Consider the following 17,714-nt stretch of genomic DNA (forward strand, 5'->3'; position numbering starts at 1 on the left):
CGACACGCCGGTCGGCTCCGGCAACGAAATCGACACCCGAAAATCAGTCGAAATGGCTGTGCGAAACGGAGTCGTCGATTACCACAGCAGATGTGGCCAGACGAACGTAAACAGCAGCCAGATGATTCCCGTCAGGATGACGGTCATAATCGCGTTCAGGATGAGTCCTGTCCGGAGCATGTGACGCTGTTTGATGTAGCCGCTGCCGAACACGATGGCGTTCGGCGGTGTCGCGACCGGAAGCGCGAACGCGAAGCTCGCGGCGATCGCCCCGGAGACCGAGAGGAAGAGTGCGGTCGAGAAGTCGGTCAGTCCGAGCGTCGCCGAGAAGACGCTGCCCAGACTGATCAGGATGGGGACGATGATGCTGGTCGTCGCGGAGTTCGACGTCATCTCGGTCAGGAAGATGACCAGCAGGACGACCGCGCCGATGACGAGGACGATGGGTGCGCCGACGAGTCCGCTGAACACCGTCTCGGCGATCCACTTCGTTGCACCCGTGTCCGCGAGGGCGTTTGCAAGCGAGATGCCACCGCCGAACAGCAACAGCGTGCCCCAGTCGATGTCGACCAGTTCGTCCCACTCCATCGTGTCGGCCAGGACGAGCGCCGGCACCGCGGCGACACCGACCATCACGTAGTAGAGCAGGCCCTGATGGCCCTCGACGCCGAAAACCGACATGCCATCGCCGCCGAACAGGGTCGTCATCCAGGCACTCGAGAGGAACGGTTCGAAGAGATTACCGAGGCCGCCGAGCATCCAGAGCCCGGCCGTCGCGGCGAAGATCATCGCCACGCGCTTGCCGCGCGGGTCGAGTTCGCCTTCGGCCTCGAGTTGTTCGCGGGCGATCGAGCGCGCCTGATCGACCTGCGGGATCTCCGGTGGGTAGAGCACGTACGTCAGGAGGAACCAGATCAGCGGCAGCGTCACGACGACGATCGGGAAGCCGACGAGGAACCAGTCGGCAAAGCCGATCTCGTAGTCCAGTATCGCGTTGAGCTGGCCGACGAGGATCGCGTTCGGCGGCGTGCCGATAATCGTCCCGACGCCGCCGACGCTCGCTGCGTAGGCAGTCCCCAGCAACATCGAGATCTGGATGTTCGTGAAGTCGCCCGTCGAGCCGACGGCCCCACCATCGGTGGCCGTCTCGGCTGTGTCGGCTGCGTCAGCGTCGGGTGCCGGTTCCTGCGACGACGCGAGGTCGTCGCGATCGAGCACCTGCGTGAGAATCCCGACTGCGATGGGCGTCATCATCGCGGCCGTCGCGGTGTTCGAAACCCACATCGACAACACGGCGGTCACGATCATGATCGCAAGAACCAGCCGTCGCGGCGAGCTGCCCATCTTGGCGATGGTATATAGCGCGATCCGCCGATCGATATCGTACTTTTGAATCCCGTTCGCAAGCATAAAGCCCGCGAGGAACAGGAAGACGATGTGATCCGCGAACCCCGCAAGTGCAGTGTCCATGGACTCGTAGATTCCGGTGCCAGTCAGCAAAACTGGAATCGTCAGTGCGGTGACCGCCAGCGGGAGCGTGCCGGTCACCCAGAGGAAGCCGGCGAAGAACATGGTCGCGATCGCGTACTGGCCCGCGACCGAGAGGCCAGCCGGCGTTGGTGCCGCTGCGATGGCCACCATCCCGAACCCTGCTAGGAGAAATTGTACTAATCGCTTATTTGAACCACCCAATAGTCCGTGTATCATTGATACAGACGGCGATTATCATTATCGTTATTAAGCCTTTTCTTTCGTGAACGTATCACGAGCGGTGATTTCCATTGTGAACGTATTTCTTAGAAGTGATTGGCGATCGCTCGTACTTGCTCGTCGGTGAGTTCGGCGCTGTAGAGTTCTAGCAGCGTCTTTCGTCGTGCCTGTGACAGCGACCGGTTTCCGCTCTCGAGCATCGAGATATGTGCCTGCATGAGTTCGTCCACCTCCCGTTCGACTGCTCGTTGGTCGTATCCAGCCGCGACCCTGAGCAGTCGCCACGCGAGCGGAGAGAGCCCATCTGGATCATACAGGTCCGAAGCACCCATGCATAATGGGACAGAGAAGCAGTAGAAGTGTCTATTGGAATCCACGTCGCGAGAGCCGTTTACTCCGCGATCCGGTCGTCTTCGGGCCGGCAGCGTCAATGCTGTGGAACGACCTACTGGTCGGCGGTGCGATCTTCCTGCTGGCTCACCAACGCCACCAGCACCGGCGTGATGTCACTCGTCGCCCTGCTGGGACTGTGGATCTTCATCTCCCAGTGGGCCATCGGCAGCGAGTTCGCGATTGGTGGCCTCGAGGCCGCGTCCACCGGCCTGATCTGGAGTAATATCCTCTCAGGCCTCGCCGCCGCAGGACTGTCGGCGTACATCGCCTCCACCGGCGGCCGCGAGGTTCCACGCGGGACGGCCGCGCAAACGTAACCGTCACCGTCGTGGATACGGCTCGGTCCCTGCCTCGGGCGTCCGTCGCTCGAGCAACTCGAGGACGGGTTCACTCGCAGCCAGTCGAATCCCGAGTTTCGTGAGCCGATCCCGAAGGGTGGCGGGCACGAGCGTGCCGTACAGCGAGCCGAGCAGGGGAAGCGGGCCGACGCGGTAGTGGGTGTCGGGGTCGGGCACCGTCGCGGCCGTCAGGATCGTTTCGGCGACGTCTTCGGGGTCGTTGATGAGGCGACCACCACCCTCGACGGCGCGGACCTGCTGGAGAACGCGGTAGAGATCGGTATACTGGGTCGGTCTGACGACGGTCACGTCAGTGTCCGCAGCCCCGGTCGTCGCGTCATCGTCGGCTTGAGCCGGTGACCGTGCGGCCGCGGCTGTCGCGTCGAGTTCCCGCAGGGAGCGATCGTAAAACGGCGTCGCGACGAGCCCGGGCTGAACGACGACGACCTCGACGTCCGACCCGACCAGTTCCTGTCTGAGCGCGTCGCTTAGCCCTGCCAGGGCCCATTTCGATGCGTTATAGCCGCCGATGCCGGCCAGCGCGAGGCGATCGGCAGCGCTGGTGACGTTGATGATCCGGCCACGACCGCGTTCGCGCATACCCGGCAGGACCGCCCGCATCAACCGATGCGGGCCGAAACAGTGGACGGCGAACTGGCGCTCGAGTGCTTCCGTCGGCACGGCTTCGACCGGGCCGAACTGGCCGTAGCCCGCGTTGTTGACCAGACAGTCGACGCCGCCGGCCTCCTCGCGGATACGACCGACGACACGTTCGACGTCCGCGAGCTCGGTCAGATCGAGCGCGACGGGCTCGGCACCGCGGTCGGCCAGGTTCTCGAGGCCGTCCCGGTCGCGGTCTCGTGCGGTCGCGTAGACGTCCCACCCATCGGCCAGCAATACGCGAGCCGTTTCGTAGCCGATACCCGACGAACAGCCGGTGACGAGTGCAGTCGAGGACATGCGATGCGTTATGATCCCATGGGTGAAGGGCGTCCCGTCAGTCGGGTTCGAGGAGTGTCACGAGATGCGATACATTTCGGGCACCGAGCGGACGGTACAGCCTCCGGTTGGCCGTTAGCGCCGGCACACCCCACGAACCGTCGTACCGATTCCTGGAAACCGATTATAGCCGGCAGCCACATACGGACTCCTGTCAGTCAGTGCCGGCCGGCCGCGACCACCCTGCGGAGACACTGGGGAACTCGGTCCAGCAGCCCGTCTCAGTCATCGAACGGGTCGAAGTCGTCAGGCGGACCTGCATCGTCGGGTGGCCCGGCACCGACGGGTGGACCGCGCTCGCGGTCGTCCGCGTCCTCGGCATCGTCAGTGATACCGGTCTCTTCGAGCGCTCGGTCGACGATCTCGAGGCCGTCGTCATCCTCGTCGTCATCAGTACCGGCACCGTCGTCACGATCACTGTCGACTGACTGGGAATCCTCTCCGGGTTCGTCATCCGAACCGCTATCGACACCATCGTCGGTCGGATCGCTCGTGGCCGTCGCCGGTTCGGACACGTCGACGTGTTCGCGGTCGTCCGTTGCGTTCTCCCTATCCGAGTCGACTCCGGACGTCGTCGGCTCGTTGGTCGTCAGTTCCGGTGCGAACAGGACCGCAAGCGCACTGAACACGAGTACGACGACCACGATGATGACGAAAAATGTGATCGTTGATGGACGATCGTCACGGGAGCGGGACATTCGATTACTCGAGGGGAGACGATCAATTCGCTTTGTTACGTTCAGTCCACAGGATTATAGGCACTGCATTCGCGTTCCCATTCGACTGGCGTTGACCTGCTCGAGCGAGCGACGGCGTCGGTCGATGCTAGCTATGACGTGTAAGGTGACCGTGTCTGCGGCCGAACAATGATATAGCCGGCCCACCGAGTGACACCCAACGGATCTCCCGATAATGACGAGTCATTACGATCACGCGCAGGTACAGGAGTTCTGGCAGTACGTCTGGGAGCGTGATGACGTCTACACGCTCGATTCCGACGCCGAGGATCCGACTTACGTCCTCGGAATGTTTCCCTACACGTCGGGGACGCTCCATATGGGTCACATCCGCAACTACGCGATTACGGACGCCTACGCGCGCTACCGGCGGATGCAGGGCGACGATGTCCTCCACCCGATGGGCTGGGACGCCTTTGGCCTCCCCGCCGAGAACGCCGCGTTCGAGCGCAAGACCGACCCCGAATCCTGGACGCAGGCGTGTATCCGGCGCATGCGCGAGGAACTCGAGACGATGGGCTTTGGCTACGACTGGTCCCGGGAGATCACTACCTGTGAGCCCGACTACTATCGGTGGAACCAGTGGCTGTTCGAGCAGTTCTACGAAGACGGGCTCGTCGATTACGAGGCCGCGACGGTCAACTGGTGTCCCGACTGCGAGACGGTGTTAGCCGACGCACAGGTCGAAGAGCGCGACGGCACTCGCGTCTGCTGGCGCTGTGAGACCCCCGTCGGTCGCCGGGAACTCGACCAGTGGTTCTTTACGATCACCGACTACGCCGAGGAGCTCTACGAGGGACTCGACGAGCTCGAGGGCTGGCCCGACGGCGTCCGCGAGATTCAACGCAACTGGATCGGCCGCCAGGAGGGCACGCGGATCACGTTCGAGGTGTCCTACGATGCCGACCGGGACGGCACCGACACCGTCGACGTGTTCAGTACTCGTCCGGAGACGATCTACGGCGCGACCTACCTCGCGGTCTCGCCGGGTCACGATCTGGCGCGGACGCTGGCGGAGGCCGACGACGAGGTGGCCGACTACGTCGACACCGTCCGCGAACAGGCCCCCGACGAGGTCGGCTTTGCGGGTATCGAAACCGACGCGACCGCGATCCATCCGCTGACCGGCGACGAACTCCCGGTCTACGTCGCCGGCTACGTCCTAGAAGACGTCGGCACCGGGGCCGTGATGGGCGTCCCCGGCCACAACGAGCGCGATCACGCCTTCGCGCTCGCACATGACCTGCCGATCGAGCGCGTGATCGTCCCCGAAGGTGACAGTACCGACAGTGAACGCGACGAAATGGAACCCTACACCGGCGAAGGCACCCTCGAGGGAAGCGGTGAGTACGACAGCCTCGACAGCGAGACGGCCCGCGAGCGACTCGTCGAAGACCACGATGCGCTCTCCGAAGACGTCACCTACCGGCTGCGCGACTGGCTGATCTCCCGCCAACGCTACTGGGGGACGCCGATCCCGGTCGTCCACTGTGACGACTGCGGGCCGGTGTTGGTTCCCGAAGACGAGCTGCCGGTCGAACTCCCCGAGTTCGTCCGGACCACGGGGAACCCACTCGACGCCGCCGAGGAGTGGAAGCAGACGACGTGCCCTGAGTGTGGCGGCCCGGCCGAGCGCGAGACGGACACGATGGACACCTTCGTCGACTCCTCGTGGTACTTCCTGCGATTCCTCTCGCCCGAGCTGGCGGATGCGCCGTTCGATACCGACCGCGCCAACGACTGGCTCCCGGTCGACATCTACGTCGGCGGCGAGGAACACGCCATCCTCCACCTGCTCTATACGCGCTTTTTCACGAAGGCGCTTGCCGACCTGGGGCTGCTCGAGCACCGCGAGCCGATCGCGGAACTCCGGAGTCAGGGGACGGTGCTGTACGACGGCGAGAAGATGTCCAGTTCGAAAGGCAATGTCGTCGCGCCCGAGGAGTACGGTGCGGAGACGACACGGTTGTTCGTCCTCTCGGCGGCCCACCCCGAACAGGACTTCGAGTGGACCGCCAACAACGTCCGCGGAGCCTACGACCTCCAGCAGACGCTCTACCGAATGGCGACCGACTTCGTCGAGGAGGGTGACACCCGCGTCGAACGCCGCGATCACGACGCGTACGTCGATCGGGAGATCGACCGGACGATCGCTGCGGTCACTGAGGAGTACGAGCGGTTCCGGTTCCATCGCGCTGCAACCGAGATCCAGGAACTCGCACGTCTGCTCCGGCGTTACCGCGCGTACGACCGGCCACACGACGAGGTCTACCGACGCGGTCTGCTGACGCTGGCCGCACTGATCGCCCCGATGGCCCCCCACCTCGGGGAAGAACTCTGGAACAAACTCCGGGGAGATGGCCTCGTCGTCGAAGCCGACTGGCCCGAGCCCGCGGGCGATCGATCGGCCTACCAGCTCGAGCGCCAGCTGGTCGAACGCACGCTCGAGGACGTCCGGGACATCGTCGACGTCGCCGCGATCGACGAACCCGAGCGCATCGAACTGGTCTGCGCTCGCGAGTGGAAGTACCGGGCCGCCGAGCTGGTCGACGAGGCGGCCCCTGACGGCGATACCGACGCCATCATCGAGCAGGTGCGTGCAGCCGACGACGTCGCCGCCGACCGCGAGACCGTCGGTGCGTTCGTCGGACAACTGCTCGGCCGCGAGGACGGCGCGGAGTCCGGCCAGTTGCTCGGACCAGCCCGCGAACTCGAGGTCCTCGAGCACGCGACCTGGCTCGTCACGGACGAGTTCGGGGCGACCGTTACCGTCCGCCGGGCCGACGCCGACGACGAACTGGCGGCGAAAGCACGACCGGGTAAACCGGCGATCTACATCGAGTAGCCGTCGCTGGCTCTCTCTCACGACAACTCCTGTAGACCCGCGTTCGCGTTCGAACGGCTCCAATACCGGGGATTCGTGGCTGTGACAGTCAATATCGATACCTGGTGACGAGGCCACACTCTCGAAAGACAGTTTTATTCCACCAGGTTTGGAAGGCCCGAATACGATGGTGGAGGGTGGCGATCGCAGCGACGCACAGCCAGCGAAACCGCCGAGTCAGGCGGTGATCGAAACAGTCGCCGACGCGGAAGGGATCGAGTCGGTCGAGCTCGCACCGCCGCAGTACGAATCGCTTCATGCAGTCATCGACCCGGCAGCGCTCGACGCGCTCTTTGCCGAGCGGTCGAACGGTGCGACCAGACCGGGTGGAACGGTCTCGTTTCCGTTCTGTGGCTACCACGTCACTGTCGGCTACGATGGAACGGTGACGCTCGAGGAATCGACCGACCCAGCGGACTGAGACGAATCCCAGTCAGTCAGTGCCGGTGAGTGCACCGAGAGTCGGACAGCAGCCCGCATGACACGATGACGCTGTCGGCTCCCGACGGTCCGGGGTGGGGCTCCGAAGACGTGGGCATCGGTGCCGATGGCGTTTGCGACGGCGACTCGAGACCCGAAGCCACAGCACCATTGATCTCGATCGAGCCCGAAGCGAACAGCAAGCATGATACGGCGGTGCTTCTAACGGTCGATAATGGCAACTGCTGATGCGAGACGGCATCTCCGGGAGCAGCCGCTAGGTGTCACGGTCCTCCTGACGATCGTCGGCTACGCGCTGGTCCTCGGAACGTTCCTGCTCGACGTGCCGATCTATCCCGACCTGACGAACGCACAGGTCAATCTCCTCTCGCACGTGATCGCGGTCATCAACACGACCGCGACGGTGGTGTTGACACTGGGCTGGTACTGGATCCGCAAAGGCGAGGTCGAGAAACACCGCTTGGCGATGGTCAGCGGCTTCGTGTTAATCCTCGGGTTCCTGGTCGTCTATCTGCTCAAGGTCGGCGGCGGCGGCACGAAAGAGTTCGTCGGCCACCAGGGCGTCTACTACGCCTACCTCGTCATGCTGGCGATCCACATCATCCTCTCGATCATTTCGGTGCCGGTCGTCCTTTATGCGCTGGTTCTGGGACTGAGCCATACGCCCGCCGAACTCAGACAAACGCCCCACGCGAAGATCGGCCGGATCGCTGCCGGCGCGTGGATCCTGAGTCTCGTCCTCGGCGTCGTCACCTACGCGATGCTCAACCACATCTTCGATTACGAGTTCGCGGCGCTGCTCGTGCCGCTCGTCTGAGCGGCTCCGGCTGGGATCTGCGTCCCAGTAGACCAACAACTTCTCACGTCAGCCGCCCGTACCGTCGAGCAACGAATGCAATTCGTCGAAGAAATCGTCGTGGACGAGTTTCTCCCGACCGTCCGGTCGCTGCTGGCCGGCGATCTGCGCGATCGGGGCTTCACCCAGAGCGAGGTCGCCGACGTACTCGGCATCAGCCAGAGCGCCGTCTCGAAGTACGCCCACGGCGACGTGACTGTCAACGATCGCATCGCCACCGACGACCGCGTCCAAGACCTCGTCGAGCAACTCGGGACCGGCCTGGCCGCCGAAGAGATCTCCCCCGTCCAGGCCCTGATCGAACTCGAGGTACTGATCCGCGAACTCGAGGCTGCCGGCGACTTGCTTGCCCAACTCCACGAGGAGGCCGTCCCGGAGCTAGCCGACCACGGCTCGAGCTTTCGCGTTCACGATCCCGAAAGCGACCTGCGGACGAGCGAGCGGGTGCTCTCGTCGCTCCGGCGTGGGCTGCGCATCCTCGAGACGGCGAGTGGCTTTACCGCGCTCATCCCTGCGGTCGGCGCGAACCTCGTCGCCTGCACGCCCGACGCCGACGACGTCGACGACGTCGCAGGCGTGCCGGGTCGGATCTTCGACGTGAAAGGGCGGGCAACCGTCCCTGCAGACCCCGAGTTCGGCGTCTCAGAACACGTCGCAAACGTACTGCTGGCCGCGCGTCGCCACGGCGCTGATGTCACAGCAGGCATCAACATTACCTACGATCCGGAACTGATCGACGAACTGGCCGCACAGGGCCACGTCGCCGCCGAGTTCGACGAATCCGATGACGTCGCCTCGAGCGTCGGCGCGGCGATCGAAGACGAACCCGAAGCGACGGTGCTCTACCAGACCGGCGGGATGGGGATTGAGCCGTTGATCTACGTGCTCGGCTCCGACGCGGAGTCGGTCGCGGACACGATTCGATCGCTGGTCTGACGACCCACAATGGCGACGGAATCACAGGAGTTCTACGGCCGCTGGGCGCGACTCTATGATCTGATCGCACGCCGAACGCCCGGGATCGCGCGCCTCCGCCGGCGAGCGGCCGCCGCCTGTCGGCTCGAGTCCGGCGATACCGTCGTCGAAATGGGCTGTGGCACGGGGGCGAACCTTCCCTTCCTTCGCGAACAGGTCGGCCCCGAGGGGACCGTGATCGGGATCGATTTCACCCGACCGGTCCTCGAGCGGGCACGAGCAGCGACTGCAGACTATGACAACGTCCACGTCTTACAGGGCGACGCGATGCAACCACCGCTCGCGGCCGACGCGCCGGGCGAGATCGATGCCGTCCTCGCGACGTTCGTCGTGGGGATGCTCGTAGGACCAGCCGATGCGGTCGACGACTGGTGTGACCTCGTCGGTCCCGAGGGCACCGTCGTACTCGCCAACGCCGCCCCGAGCCGGGAGTGGTACGCCCCGCCGGTCAACGCCGTCTTTCGAGCGATCGTCGTCCTCTCGACGCCGCCGACGATACAGCTTCGCTACGAGGACGATCCGGCTCGTCGACTCGAGCAAAAGATCGACGCCGCACATACCCGGCTCCGCGAGCGAGCGGTCGCCGTCGCGGACGAAACGCACCTCTTCGGCGTTGTCCGTCTGACCGGCGGGCAGCTGGGGCGGCCGGCCTGAGAACGTCACGCCGACGGATCGGCGTTTTCGAACGGCTCCATTCGCGCTCGAACCTCGTCAGGAAGCGGCGACGGTCGTCCCGTGTCGGGATCGATGTGGACCATCGTCGTGTCGGCGGTCGCGGCGACCGTCCCATCGACGCGGATCTCGTAGTCCATGGTACAACTGGACTCGCCGAGCTGGGATAGCCAGAGCGCGACTGTGGGGTCGTCACCCTTCGTGATCGGGCGCTTAAACTCGATCTCGAGGGTCGCGACGACGAACGAGATGTCTTCTGCCGCAACCTCGAGCACCTCCTCCAGATAGTCGACACGAGCGGTCTCGAGGTAGCTCGCGTAGACGGCGTTGTTGACGTGCCCTTGGGGGTCGAGATCGCGATACTGGACCGGAATCTCGACGGTGAATTTCTCGCTCATTATACAGGTTCGAACGCGACTGCGACGAAAATACGCACCGGTCGCGGAAACGACCCAGGACTGCTCACTCGTCGTACAGCCGTGCGTGCTCGCTGCAAAAGGCGGGCTCGTGCAACTGGGCGCGGATCAGGTCCTCGTGGGAGTGGGCGTTGAACAATCGACACCCCTCCCGATCGCAAAACGCCTCGCCGGTCTCGAGGTAGTGGTACGCCGCCAGAACGTACCCACACAGCGCATCGGTCGTCCGCGGGTCGTCGGCGACCAGAAAGTCGCCCTCGACCTGGTTCTCGAGGACCTCCCGCGGTGGCGCATCACCCGACAGCAGGGCGTGGCGCTGCTTTTCCTTGTAGTATTCCTCTGGCTTTGCGGGAGCCTCGTAGAGCCCGGGCACCGAGACCAGTGCCGGCTGGCCGAGGACGGTCACGCGCTTGTGCCAGCGGCCGTCGTGATCGCCCCACGTCCCGATGGCCCGATCGACGATCGGGACGTGCAGCGTCTCGAGGCCCCGTTCCTCGCCCGGGAGCGCGGCGTTGAGCGCGCGCTGGATCTGAACACCGTCGTAGAGGACCCCGCCTTCGCGCTCGGGATGCTCGAGGGCGCGCTCCTCGTAGCGGATCGTTCCGAGCATCGTGTTGCCCGTCCCGCGGTCGTACGGCGAGGTGACGCGCGCCTCGGCGAACCGCTCTGCGAGGTCGTCGGTATGGTGGACCTCGAGAAAGCGGTCGCGCACGCTCACGTCGGCGTCGATCCGCGCGGCCAGCCAGTCGGCGATCGCCTCGATGTCGGCGACCGTCGTCGGGGCGCGATAGCAGATGACTTGTTCGACCATCGGGCAGAGGGGGTGTGGTTAGTCGTCAGCCGGTGCGGCCCGTGAGGTCAGTTCGACGGGTTCGGCGTCGACCTCGAGTTCGTCGAGCGCGACCTGGGCGGCGCGCTTGCCCGAGACGAGCATGGCACCGAAGGTCGGACCCATCCGTGGGAGGCCGTAGGTCGTCGCGGTGGCCATCCCGGTCGCGATCAGGCCGTCGTGGACGAGGCCGGTGTGTTCGACGACGGCGTCCTCGCTTTTGCCGACCCACATCGAGTCGTGGCCGGGGGAGTCGTGGCCGGGTGCGCCGTAGGTGTCGTCTTCGGTCTGATCCATGACCTGGCCGCGATCGCGGGCGTCCTGAATGCCGGGCGCGTCGAGGACGCCGCGCTCGTCGAGTTTCGTGACCGCCATCGCGTCATGACCGGTCGCGTCGATGACCAGATCGGCCTCGACGGCGATCGGGTCGACGCAGGTGATCTCGCGTGGCAGCGCGTGGACCGGCGTCCAGTTCATCACGATCCCCGAGACCTTGTGGTCTTCGCGGATGACGATGTCCGTGAACTCGGTCATGTTCTGCATCTTCGCGCCCGCGTCACAGGCAGCCTTGATGAGTCCGGAACAGGCTTCGGGCCCGTTGGCGACGTAGAGCCCCTCGCTGTCTTGGGCCTGTTTGTGATCCACCTCGAGGTCCTCGAGGATCTGCTGGGCGGGGTCGCGTACCGTCACCTTGTTCATCAGGAAGCCGCCGAGCCAGAAGCCGCCGCCGAGGTAATTGTTCTTCTCGACGACCATCGTCTGGACACCGCGCTCGGAGAGTTCCTTCGCGGCGGTCAGCCCCGAGGGGCCGCCGCCGACGATGATGACGTCCGAGTCCGAGAAGTCCATGAACTCCTCGGTCCACTCCTGTCCGATCGCACGCGTGACGTCCGCTTCGCCAACCTGACTGAACTGCTCGAATTCGCTCATACAACTAGGTGGTATGATCTAGTGGTAATAAAACTGTCGTAGCTATTGCTTGAAAGACGGTTTGATGTGAGAATCACTCACAAAAGAACTGTCGTCGCTCGATTTCGACCGATCGATTGCTTGATACGGACTCCTGTCAGCCAGTACCGATGCACCCGCGACCGACCTGCGGTTGCACCGAGAAACCGGCACAGCAGACCGTATGAGTCGACGGTTAGCTAGGCCGGTCCGCGGACACCTCGTCCATCCGGTCAGTCTCCGCCTCCTCACCGCGGTAGGTGTCGAGTCCGACCAGCCGGTTGAGGACGCATTTCTGAAGGACGCCGGTAGCGAAAAACACGACGCCGAGGACGACCAGCAGGGCCGGCACGATGGTGCCGATCGAAACGACACCAACCAGCGCAGCCATGCCGATAATCGCCAGGAGTGCGCCGCCGACGAGCCGCCAGGTACGATCGAATCCGCCTACGTTTTTTTGCATAATTAGGTATCTCCGCGTTTACACGCGATGTAGACTACACCTCGAGCGAAAATAAGGTAGTCGGTACCACTACGCATAGTATGAACTGTCAGGACGTGCCACCGCTGTCGAAGTACCCTCGGCAGCGCACCCATTCGTGGTGCTCGACGTACGCGCTCGCGCGACGCGTAGCGCACGCACACCCGCGCTGTCGTCCGGTTTTGGCGAAAGCGTTATCAAACGCTCAATCGTACCGAGCGACGATGACCGATACTCGTCCGCGACGACGGCGACCGGACGCTCGAGCGCCCGGAGGTGAGCCGCGGTGGAACTGATAATCACCGAAAAGGACAACGCGGCCCGCCGGATCGCCGATATCTTGAGCGGGGGGACCTACGACTCGAGTCGCGAGAACGGGGTCAACGTCTACGAGTGGGGCGGCAAGCGCTGCGTGGGGCTGTCGGGCCACGTCGTCGGCGTGGACTTCCCGCCAGAGTACTCCGACTGGCGAGACGTCGAGCCCGTCGAGTTGATCGACGCGAGCGTCGAGAAGACGCCGACGAAAGAGAACATCGTGGCGACGTTGCGGCTGTTGGCCCGTCGAGCCGAGCGCGTGACGATTGCGACGGACTACGACCGCGAAGGAGAACTGATCGGCAAGGAAGCCTACGACATCGTCCGCGGGGTCGACGAGGACGTTCCCATTCGCCGGGTGCGGTTCTCCTCGATCACGGAAAACGAGGTCCAGCAGGCGTTCGACGAGCCTGACGACCTCGACTTCGATCTGGCGGCCGCCGGCGAGGCCCGCCAGATCATCGACCTGATCTGGGGGGCCGCGCTTACGCGCTTTCTCTCGCTGTCTGCCGGGCAACTCGGTGAGGACTTCATTTCGGTTGGCCGAGTGCAGTCGCCGACACTCAAACTGATCGTCGACCGCGAGCGCGAGATCGAGGCCTTCGATCCGGAGGACTACTGGGAGCTCTTCGCCGACCTGCAGAAAGACGAGACGCGTTTCGAGGCCCAGTACTTCTACCGCGATGAGGACGACAACGAGGCCGAACGCGTCTGGGACGAGTCGACCGCCGACGAGGTCTACGAAACGCTCGCCGAGCGCGACGCCGCGACAGTGGTCGACGTCACCCGGCGGACCCGCACCGACACGCCGCCGACGCCGTTCAATACGACCCAGTTCATCCGCGCAGCCAGTTCGCTTGGCTACTCGGCCAAGCGCGCGATGTCGATCGCCGAGGACCTCTACACCGCCGGCTATATCACCTATCCCCGCACCGACAACACCGTCTACCCCGACGATCTCGATCCCGAGGAACTGCTCGATGACTTCGTCGGCCACTCGACGCTCGGGGAGTCGGCCGAGTCGTTGCTCGAGGCCGACGAAATCACCCCGACAGAGGGTGACGAAGAGACGACCGACCACCCGCCCATCCATCCGACCGGCGAGATCCCTGCCCGTGGCGACATTTCCGACGACGAGTGGGAGATCTTCGAACTCGTCGTCCGCCGGTTCTTTGCGACCGTCGCCAACGCCGCGGTCTGGGAACACCTCAAAGTCGTCGCTGAAGTCGACGACTACCGGCTCAAAGCAAACGGCAAGCGTCTGGTCGAGCCCGGCTACCACGACGTCTACCCCTACTTCAGTACGAGCGAGAACTACGTCCCCGACGTCGACGAGGGCGAGGAACTGTCGCTGTCGGACGTCGAACTCGAGGCCAAAGAGACCCAGCCACCCCGCCGATACGGTCAGTCGCGGCTCATCGAGACCATGGAGGAGCTGGGGATCGGGACGAAGTCGACTCGCCACGACATCTTAGAGAAACTGTACGACCGGGGCTACGTCGAGGGCGACCCGCCGCGGCCGACGCGGCTGGCGATGGCCGTCGTCGAGGCCGCCGAGGACTACGCCGACCGCGTCGTCAGCGAGGAGATGACTGCCCAGCTCGAGGCCGACATGGACGCGATCGCCTCGGGTGAAGCGACTCTCGATGACGTCACAGATGAGTCCCGCGAGATGCTCGAGGAAATCTTCGCCAACCTCGCGGAGTCACGCGAGGAGATCGGTGACCAGCTTCGCAAGTCGTTGAAAGACGACAAGCGACTGGGGCCGTGTCCCGAGTGTGGCGAGGACCTGCTCGTGCGCCGGAGCCGCCACGGCTCCTATTTCGTCGGCTGTGACGGCTATCCCGACTGTGAGTTTACGCTGCCGCTGCCGTCGACGGGCAAGCCGCTGATCATGGAGGAGACCTGTGACGAACACGACCTCCACCACGTCAAGATGCTCGCGGGCCGACAGACGTTCGTCCACGGCTGTCCGCTCTGTAAGGCCGAAGACGCTGGTGAAGGGCCGATCATCGGCGACTGTCCTGAATGTGGTGACGAGCACGGCGGCGAACTGGCGATCAAGACACTGCAGAGCGGCTCACGGCTTGTCGGCTGTACGCGCTATCCCGACTGCGAGTACTCGCTGCCGCTGCCCCGCCGCGGCGAGATCGAAGTCACCGACGAATACTGCGACGAACACGACCTCCCCGAACTCGTCGTCCACAGCGGCGACGAGCCTTGGGAACTTGGCTGTCCGATCTGTAACTACCAGGAGTTCCAGGCCCGCGAGAGCGAGTCGGGCTCGGATCTCGAGTCGCTCGACGGCATCGGTGCCAAAACCGTCGAGAAACTCGCCGATGCGGGGATCGAGGACCTCGAGGATCTGACGGCGGCCGACCCCGACGCGGTCGCCGAGGACGTCGACGGTGTCAGCGCCGATCGTGTCCGAAGCTGGCAGGCGAAAGCCTAGCAGACTCGGTTTCTGCGAGAACGCTGGTCGCTACGAAGACGGTGTGTGACTCCAGCCTCCCTGATGGAGTCACGAGCGGTGCCTCGTTCGCGTGGTCCGTACGAGACTGTCACGACTCACTGACGAACTGTCGAGACAGTCACTGCTGACTGACGAGACGGGACAGCCGACCGTCGTGTCGATCTGACTGTGCCGGGCGTACCATTAACTGCGTGTGTGTATACGTATCGTTCTCGACCAGATCGCGCCGCTCGCGATCGCACGTGTCACGAGACGGACTATGTCACGCCACAATGAGATCACGACCGAAGAGGGGCTCGAAGTCACCCTCGGTATCGACGAACTCGAGACGTTTCTAACGGCAGACGACCCCGACGTGCGGGAGTACGCAGCCCGCACGCTGGCCGAGGAGGCGGCCGATCGGCCGGCGGACGTGCGATCCGCGGTGGCATCGTTGACCGAGTGTCTCGAAGACGAGCCTGCGATCAGATCTCACGCAGCCACGGCGCTGGCAGCCGTCGCGTCGGTCTACCCGCAATCGACGCAGGAGAGCGTCCCGGTGCTGCTCGAGCGACTCGATGGACCGACTGCGATTCGGGCGGATGTCGCCGACGCGCTTGCCTCGATCGCAGTCGACGATCCGACCGTCGTTGCTGACTCGGTGATGACCCTCGCGGCTGCCGTCACGGACGACGAACGACATGTCCGGACTCGAGTGACGGCTGCTCTCGCTGCGATCGCCGAGGCCGATCCCGAAGCCGTCATCCCGGCGACCGACGAGATCATGGCGGCGATCGACGACGACGCCGTCTCGGTTCGGGAAAACGCCGCCGTGATTCTCGCGGCCATCGCCGAGTACGATCCAGACGCCGTCCTCGAGGCCTGTGACCTGCTCGTCGACCGGGTCGCGGACGAACCAGCCGTCCGCGAGCATGCAACACGGGCGCTGCATGCGATTGCGACCGACCGGCCGGCGGCAGTTGCGTCGTCGGTTGACGCCCTCATGACGGGGCTGACCGACGAGCGCGAGTCCGTCCGCGTCGATTCCGCGGCAGCGATCGCGGCCATCGCGGCGGAGCGCCCCGAACCGGTCAGTGAGGGCGTCGACGCGCTGGCAGTGACCCTCGACGATGTGGCCGCCGTCCGAACGGACACCGTCGGTGCGCTCCGAGACGTCGCCGAGGCCGATCCCAGTGCGGTCGTGCCGGCCGTCGACGCGCTCGTCGCCCGACTCACAGACCCGCTCGAGACCGTCCGAAGTGACGCGGCCGCGACGCTGGCGACGCTCGCCACCGACCGGCCCGAAGCGGTTACTGCTGCTGTCGATCCTCTCGCTCGCCGGGTAGCCCGCGACGACCTGCCGGTTCGAGACCATGCCGTGACGGCCATCGCCGCCGTAGCCGACGCGGCTCCCGAGACCGTCGCTCCTGTCGCTGCCGACCTCACCGATGCCCTCGCGGTCGACGACGACGACGTCCGACTCGCAGCCGTTCGCGCTATCGCCGCCGTCTCGATGACCGAACCCGCTTCGGCCCGATGTGTCGTCTCCGAACTCGCCGCCCGCCTCGACGATCCCCACGAGCCAGTTCGTCACCGGGCGACGGCGGCGGTCGGCGCGATCGCTCGCGACACCCCCGGCGACAGTGAGGTACCGGAACTGATCGAGCAACTCGAGGACGGCGACGAGTGGGTCCGTGGCTACGCCGCCAGTAGGCTGGCAGAAATCGCGATGTCGCAGACGACCGCCCCCCATCCAGCGGTTCGATCGGTGTGTCGGCGACTCGGCCACGAGCACGCGAGGGTCCGGCTCGGGGCCGCTCGTGATCTGGTGACGATCGCCGCCGAGCGACCCCACGACGCCCGCGTCGCCGTCGATGCGCTCCGTGAGCGGCTGTCGGACGACGACGCTGACGTCCGTCACACCGCGGCACTGGCCCTCGAGCGAATCGCGGCGACGGACCCGAACGCGATCGGCCCGGCGCTGTCGGGATTGTTCGACGCACTCGACGATACCGATCGCAGCGTCCGTGAGACGGCTCGCCGGACGCTCGCGGCGGTCGCCACCGAGCCGGCTGCGGACTGCCGGCCAACGGTCGCACTTGCCGTCGCGGAAACCGAGGCCGACGCGCAACCGCGTCGCGTCGCCGCCTGCGAGGCGCTTTCCGTCCTCGGCCTCGAGACTGGGACCGAAACCGAAGCCGCTGTCGGTGCCGTCTGTGACCTGCTCGTCGAGCCGACGCCAGCCGTCCGCGCCGCCACGCTCGAGAC

16 protein-coding genes are annotated in these 17,714 nt (G+C 64.9%); 8 read left to right on the forward strand and 8 right to left on the reverse strand.

Annotated features, from left to right (window positions below; all coding sequences use genetic code 11):
• Positions 1-78: 78 nt before the first annotated feature.
• Both C476_RS03310 and C476_RS03315 read right to left on the reverse strand, forming a co-directional pair.
• The gene (locus C476_RS03310) at positions 79-1,707 is read right to left on the reverse strand and encodes an SLC13 family permease (protein WP_049911557.1); all 1,629 of its coding nucleotides are present in this window, start codon (positions 1,705-1,707) and stop codon (positions 79-81) included.
• A gap of 89 nt (positions 1,708-1,796) precedes the next feature.
• Positions 1,797-2,042, reverse strand: coding sequence for a hypothetical protein (locus C476_RS03315; RefSeq protein WP_008009837.1), 246 nt, complete (start codon positions 2,040-2,042; stop codon positions 1,797-1,799).
• 126 nt (positions 2,043-2,168) lie between these two features.
• Between C476_RS03315 and C476_RS03320 the strand changes: the two genes are divergently transcribed.
• Positions 2,169-2,420: an SPW repeat protein gene (locus C476_RS03320; RefSeq protein WP_241430462.1), complete on the forward strand. Its 252-nt coding sequence runs from the start codon at positions 2,169-2,171 to the stop codon at positions 2,418-2,420.
• 3 nt (positions 2,421-2,423) lie between these two features.
• Here C476_RS03320 and C476_RS03325 read toward each other — a convergent pair whose 3' ends face one another.
• Together C476_RS03325 and C476_RS03330 are read right to left on the reverse strand one after the other, a co-directional pair.
• Positions 2,424-3,401 (reverse strand): SDR family oxidoreductase, encoded by a 978-nt coding sequence (locus C476_RS03325; RefSeq protein WP_008009840.1) that lies wholly within the window; start codon positions 3,399-3,401, stop codon positions 2,424-2,426.
• Positions 3,402-3,661: 260 nt separating this feature from the next.
• Entirely contained in the window at positions 3,662-4,138 is a 477-nt protein-coding gene (locus tag C476_RS03330; RefSeq protein ID WP_008009842.1) for a hypothetical protein, read from the reverse strand.
• Between the two features lie 214 nt (positions 4,139-4,352).
• On the opposite strand from C476_RS03330, the gene leuS reads away from it, so the two are divergent.
• The 5 genes from leuS (at position 4,353) to C476_RS03360 (ending at position 9,987) form a co-directional block, all read left to right on the forward strand.
• Complete coding sequence (leuS, locus tag C476_RS03335; RefSeq protein ID WP_008009845.1) at positions 4,353-7,022, forward strand: leucine--tRNA ligase; 2,670 nt, start codon at positions 4,353-4,355, stop codon at positions 7,020-7,022.
• A 166-nt stretch (positions 7,023-7,188) separates the two neighbouring features.
• The gene (locus C476_RS03340) at positions 7,189-7,482 is read left to right on the forward strand and encodes a HalOD1 output domain-containing protein (protein ID WP_008009847.1); all 294 of its coding nucleotides are present in this window, start codon (positions 7,189-7,191) and stop codon (positions 7,480-7,482) included.
• A 234-nt stretch (positions 7,483-7,716) separates the two neighbouring features.
• On the forward strand, positions 7,717-8,319 hold the full coding sequence (locus C476_RS03350; RefSeq protein ID WP_008009850.1) for a DUF420 domain-containing protein: 603 nt from the start codon (positions 7,717-7,719) through the stop codon (positions 8,317-8,319).
• Between the two features lie 75 nt (positions 8,320-8,394).
• Positions 8,395-9,294, forward strand: coding sequence for a thiamine-phosphate synthase family protein (locus C476_RS03355; protein ID WP_008009852.1), 900 nt, complete (start codon positions 8,395-8,397; stop codon positions 9,292-9,294).
• A gap of 9 nt (positions 9,295-9,303) precedes the next feature.
• A complete protein-coding gene (locus C476_RS03360) occupies positions 9,304-9,987 on the forward strand; it encodes a class I SAM-dependent methyltransferase (RefSeq protein WP_008009854.1) in 684 nt (227 codons plus the stop codon).
• Positions 9,988-9,992: 5 nt separating this feature from the next.
• On the opposite strand, the gene C476_RS03365 is transcribed toward C476_RS03360, so the two are convergent.
• The 4 genes from C476_RS03365 to C476_RS03380 all read right to left on the reverse strand — a co-directional run bounded on the left by C476_RS03365 (position 9,993) and on the right by C476_RS03380 (position 12,661).
• On the reverse strand, positions 9,993-10,403 hold the full coding sequence (locus C476_RS03365) for an acyl-CoA thioesterase (RefSeq protein WP_008009856.1): 411 nt from the start codon (positions 10,401-10,403) through the stop codon (positions 9,993-9,995).
• Between the two features lie 64 nt (positions 10,404-10,467).
• Positions 10,468-11,232 carry a DUF7001 family protein gene (locus C476_RS03370; protein WP_008009858.1) on the reverse strand — a complete coding sequence of 255 codons (765 nt, stop codon included), beginning with the start codon at positions 11,230-11,232 and terminating at the stop codon, positions 10,468-10,470.
• Positions 11,233-11,250: 18 nt separating this feature from the next.
• The gene (locus C476_RS03375; RefSeq protein WP_008009860.1) at positions 11,251-12,180 is read right to left on the reverse strand and encodes a sulfide-dependent adenosine diphosphate thiazole synthase; all 930 of its coding nucleotides are present in this window, start codon (positions 12,178-12,180) and stop codon (positions 11,251-11,253) included.
• Positions 12,181-12,394: 214 nt separating this feature from the next.
• The gene (locus C476_RS03380) at positions 12,395-12,661 is read right to left on the reverse strand and encodes a YgaP family membrane protein (RefSeq protein ID WP_008009863.1); all 267 of its coding nucleotides are present in this window, start codon (positions 12,659-12,661) and stop codon (positions 12,395-12,397) included.
• A 304-nt stretch (positions 12,662-12,965) separates the two neighbouring features.
• On the opposite strand from C476_RS03380, the gene C476_RS03385 reads away from it, so the two are divergent.
• Both C476_RS03385 and C476_RS03390 read left to right on the forward strand, forming a co-directional pair.
• Positions 12,966-15,446: a DNA topoisomerase I gene (locus C476_RS03385; protein ID WP_008009864.1), complete on the forward strand. Its 2,481-nt coding sequence runs from the start codon at positions 12,966-12,968 to the stop codon at positions 15,444-15,446.
• A gap of 280 nt (positions 15,447-15,726) precedes the next feature.
• Positions 15,727-17,714: HEAT repeat domain-containing protein (locus C476_RS03390; RefSeq protein ID WP_193788155.1), on the forward strand; the 1,988-nt coding region annotated here is incomplete at its 3' end.

Origin of the sequence: Natrinema limicola JCM 13563 (assembly GCF_000337475.1) — an archaeon.
Lineage (GTDB): Archaea > Halobacteriota > Halobacteria > Halobacteriales > Natrialbaceae > Natrinema > Natrinema limicola.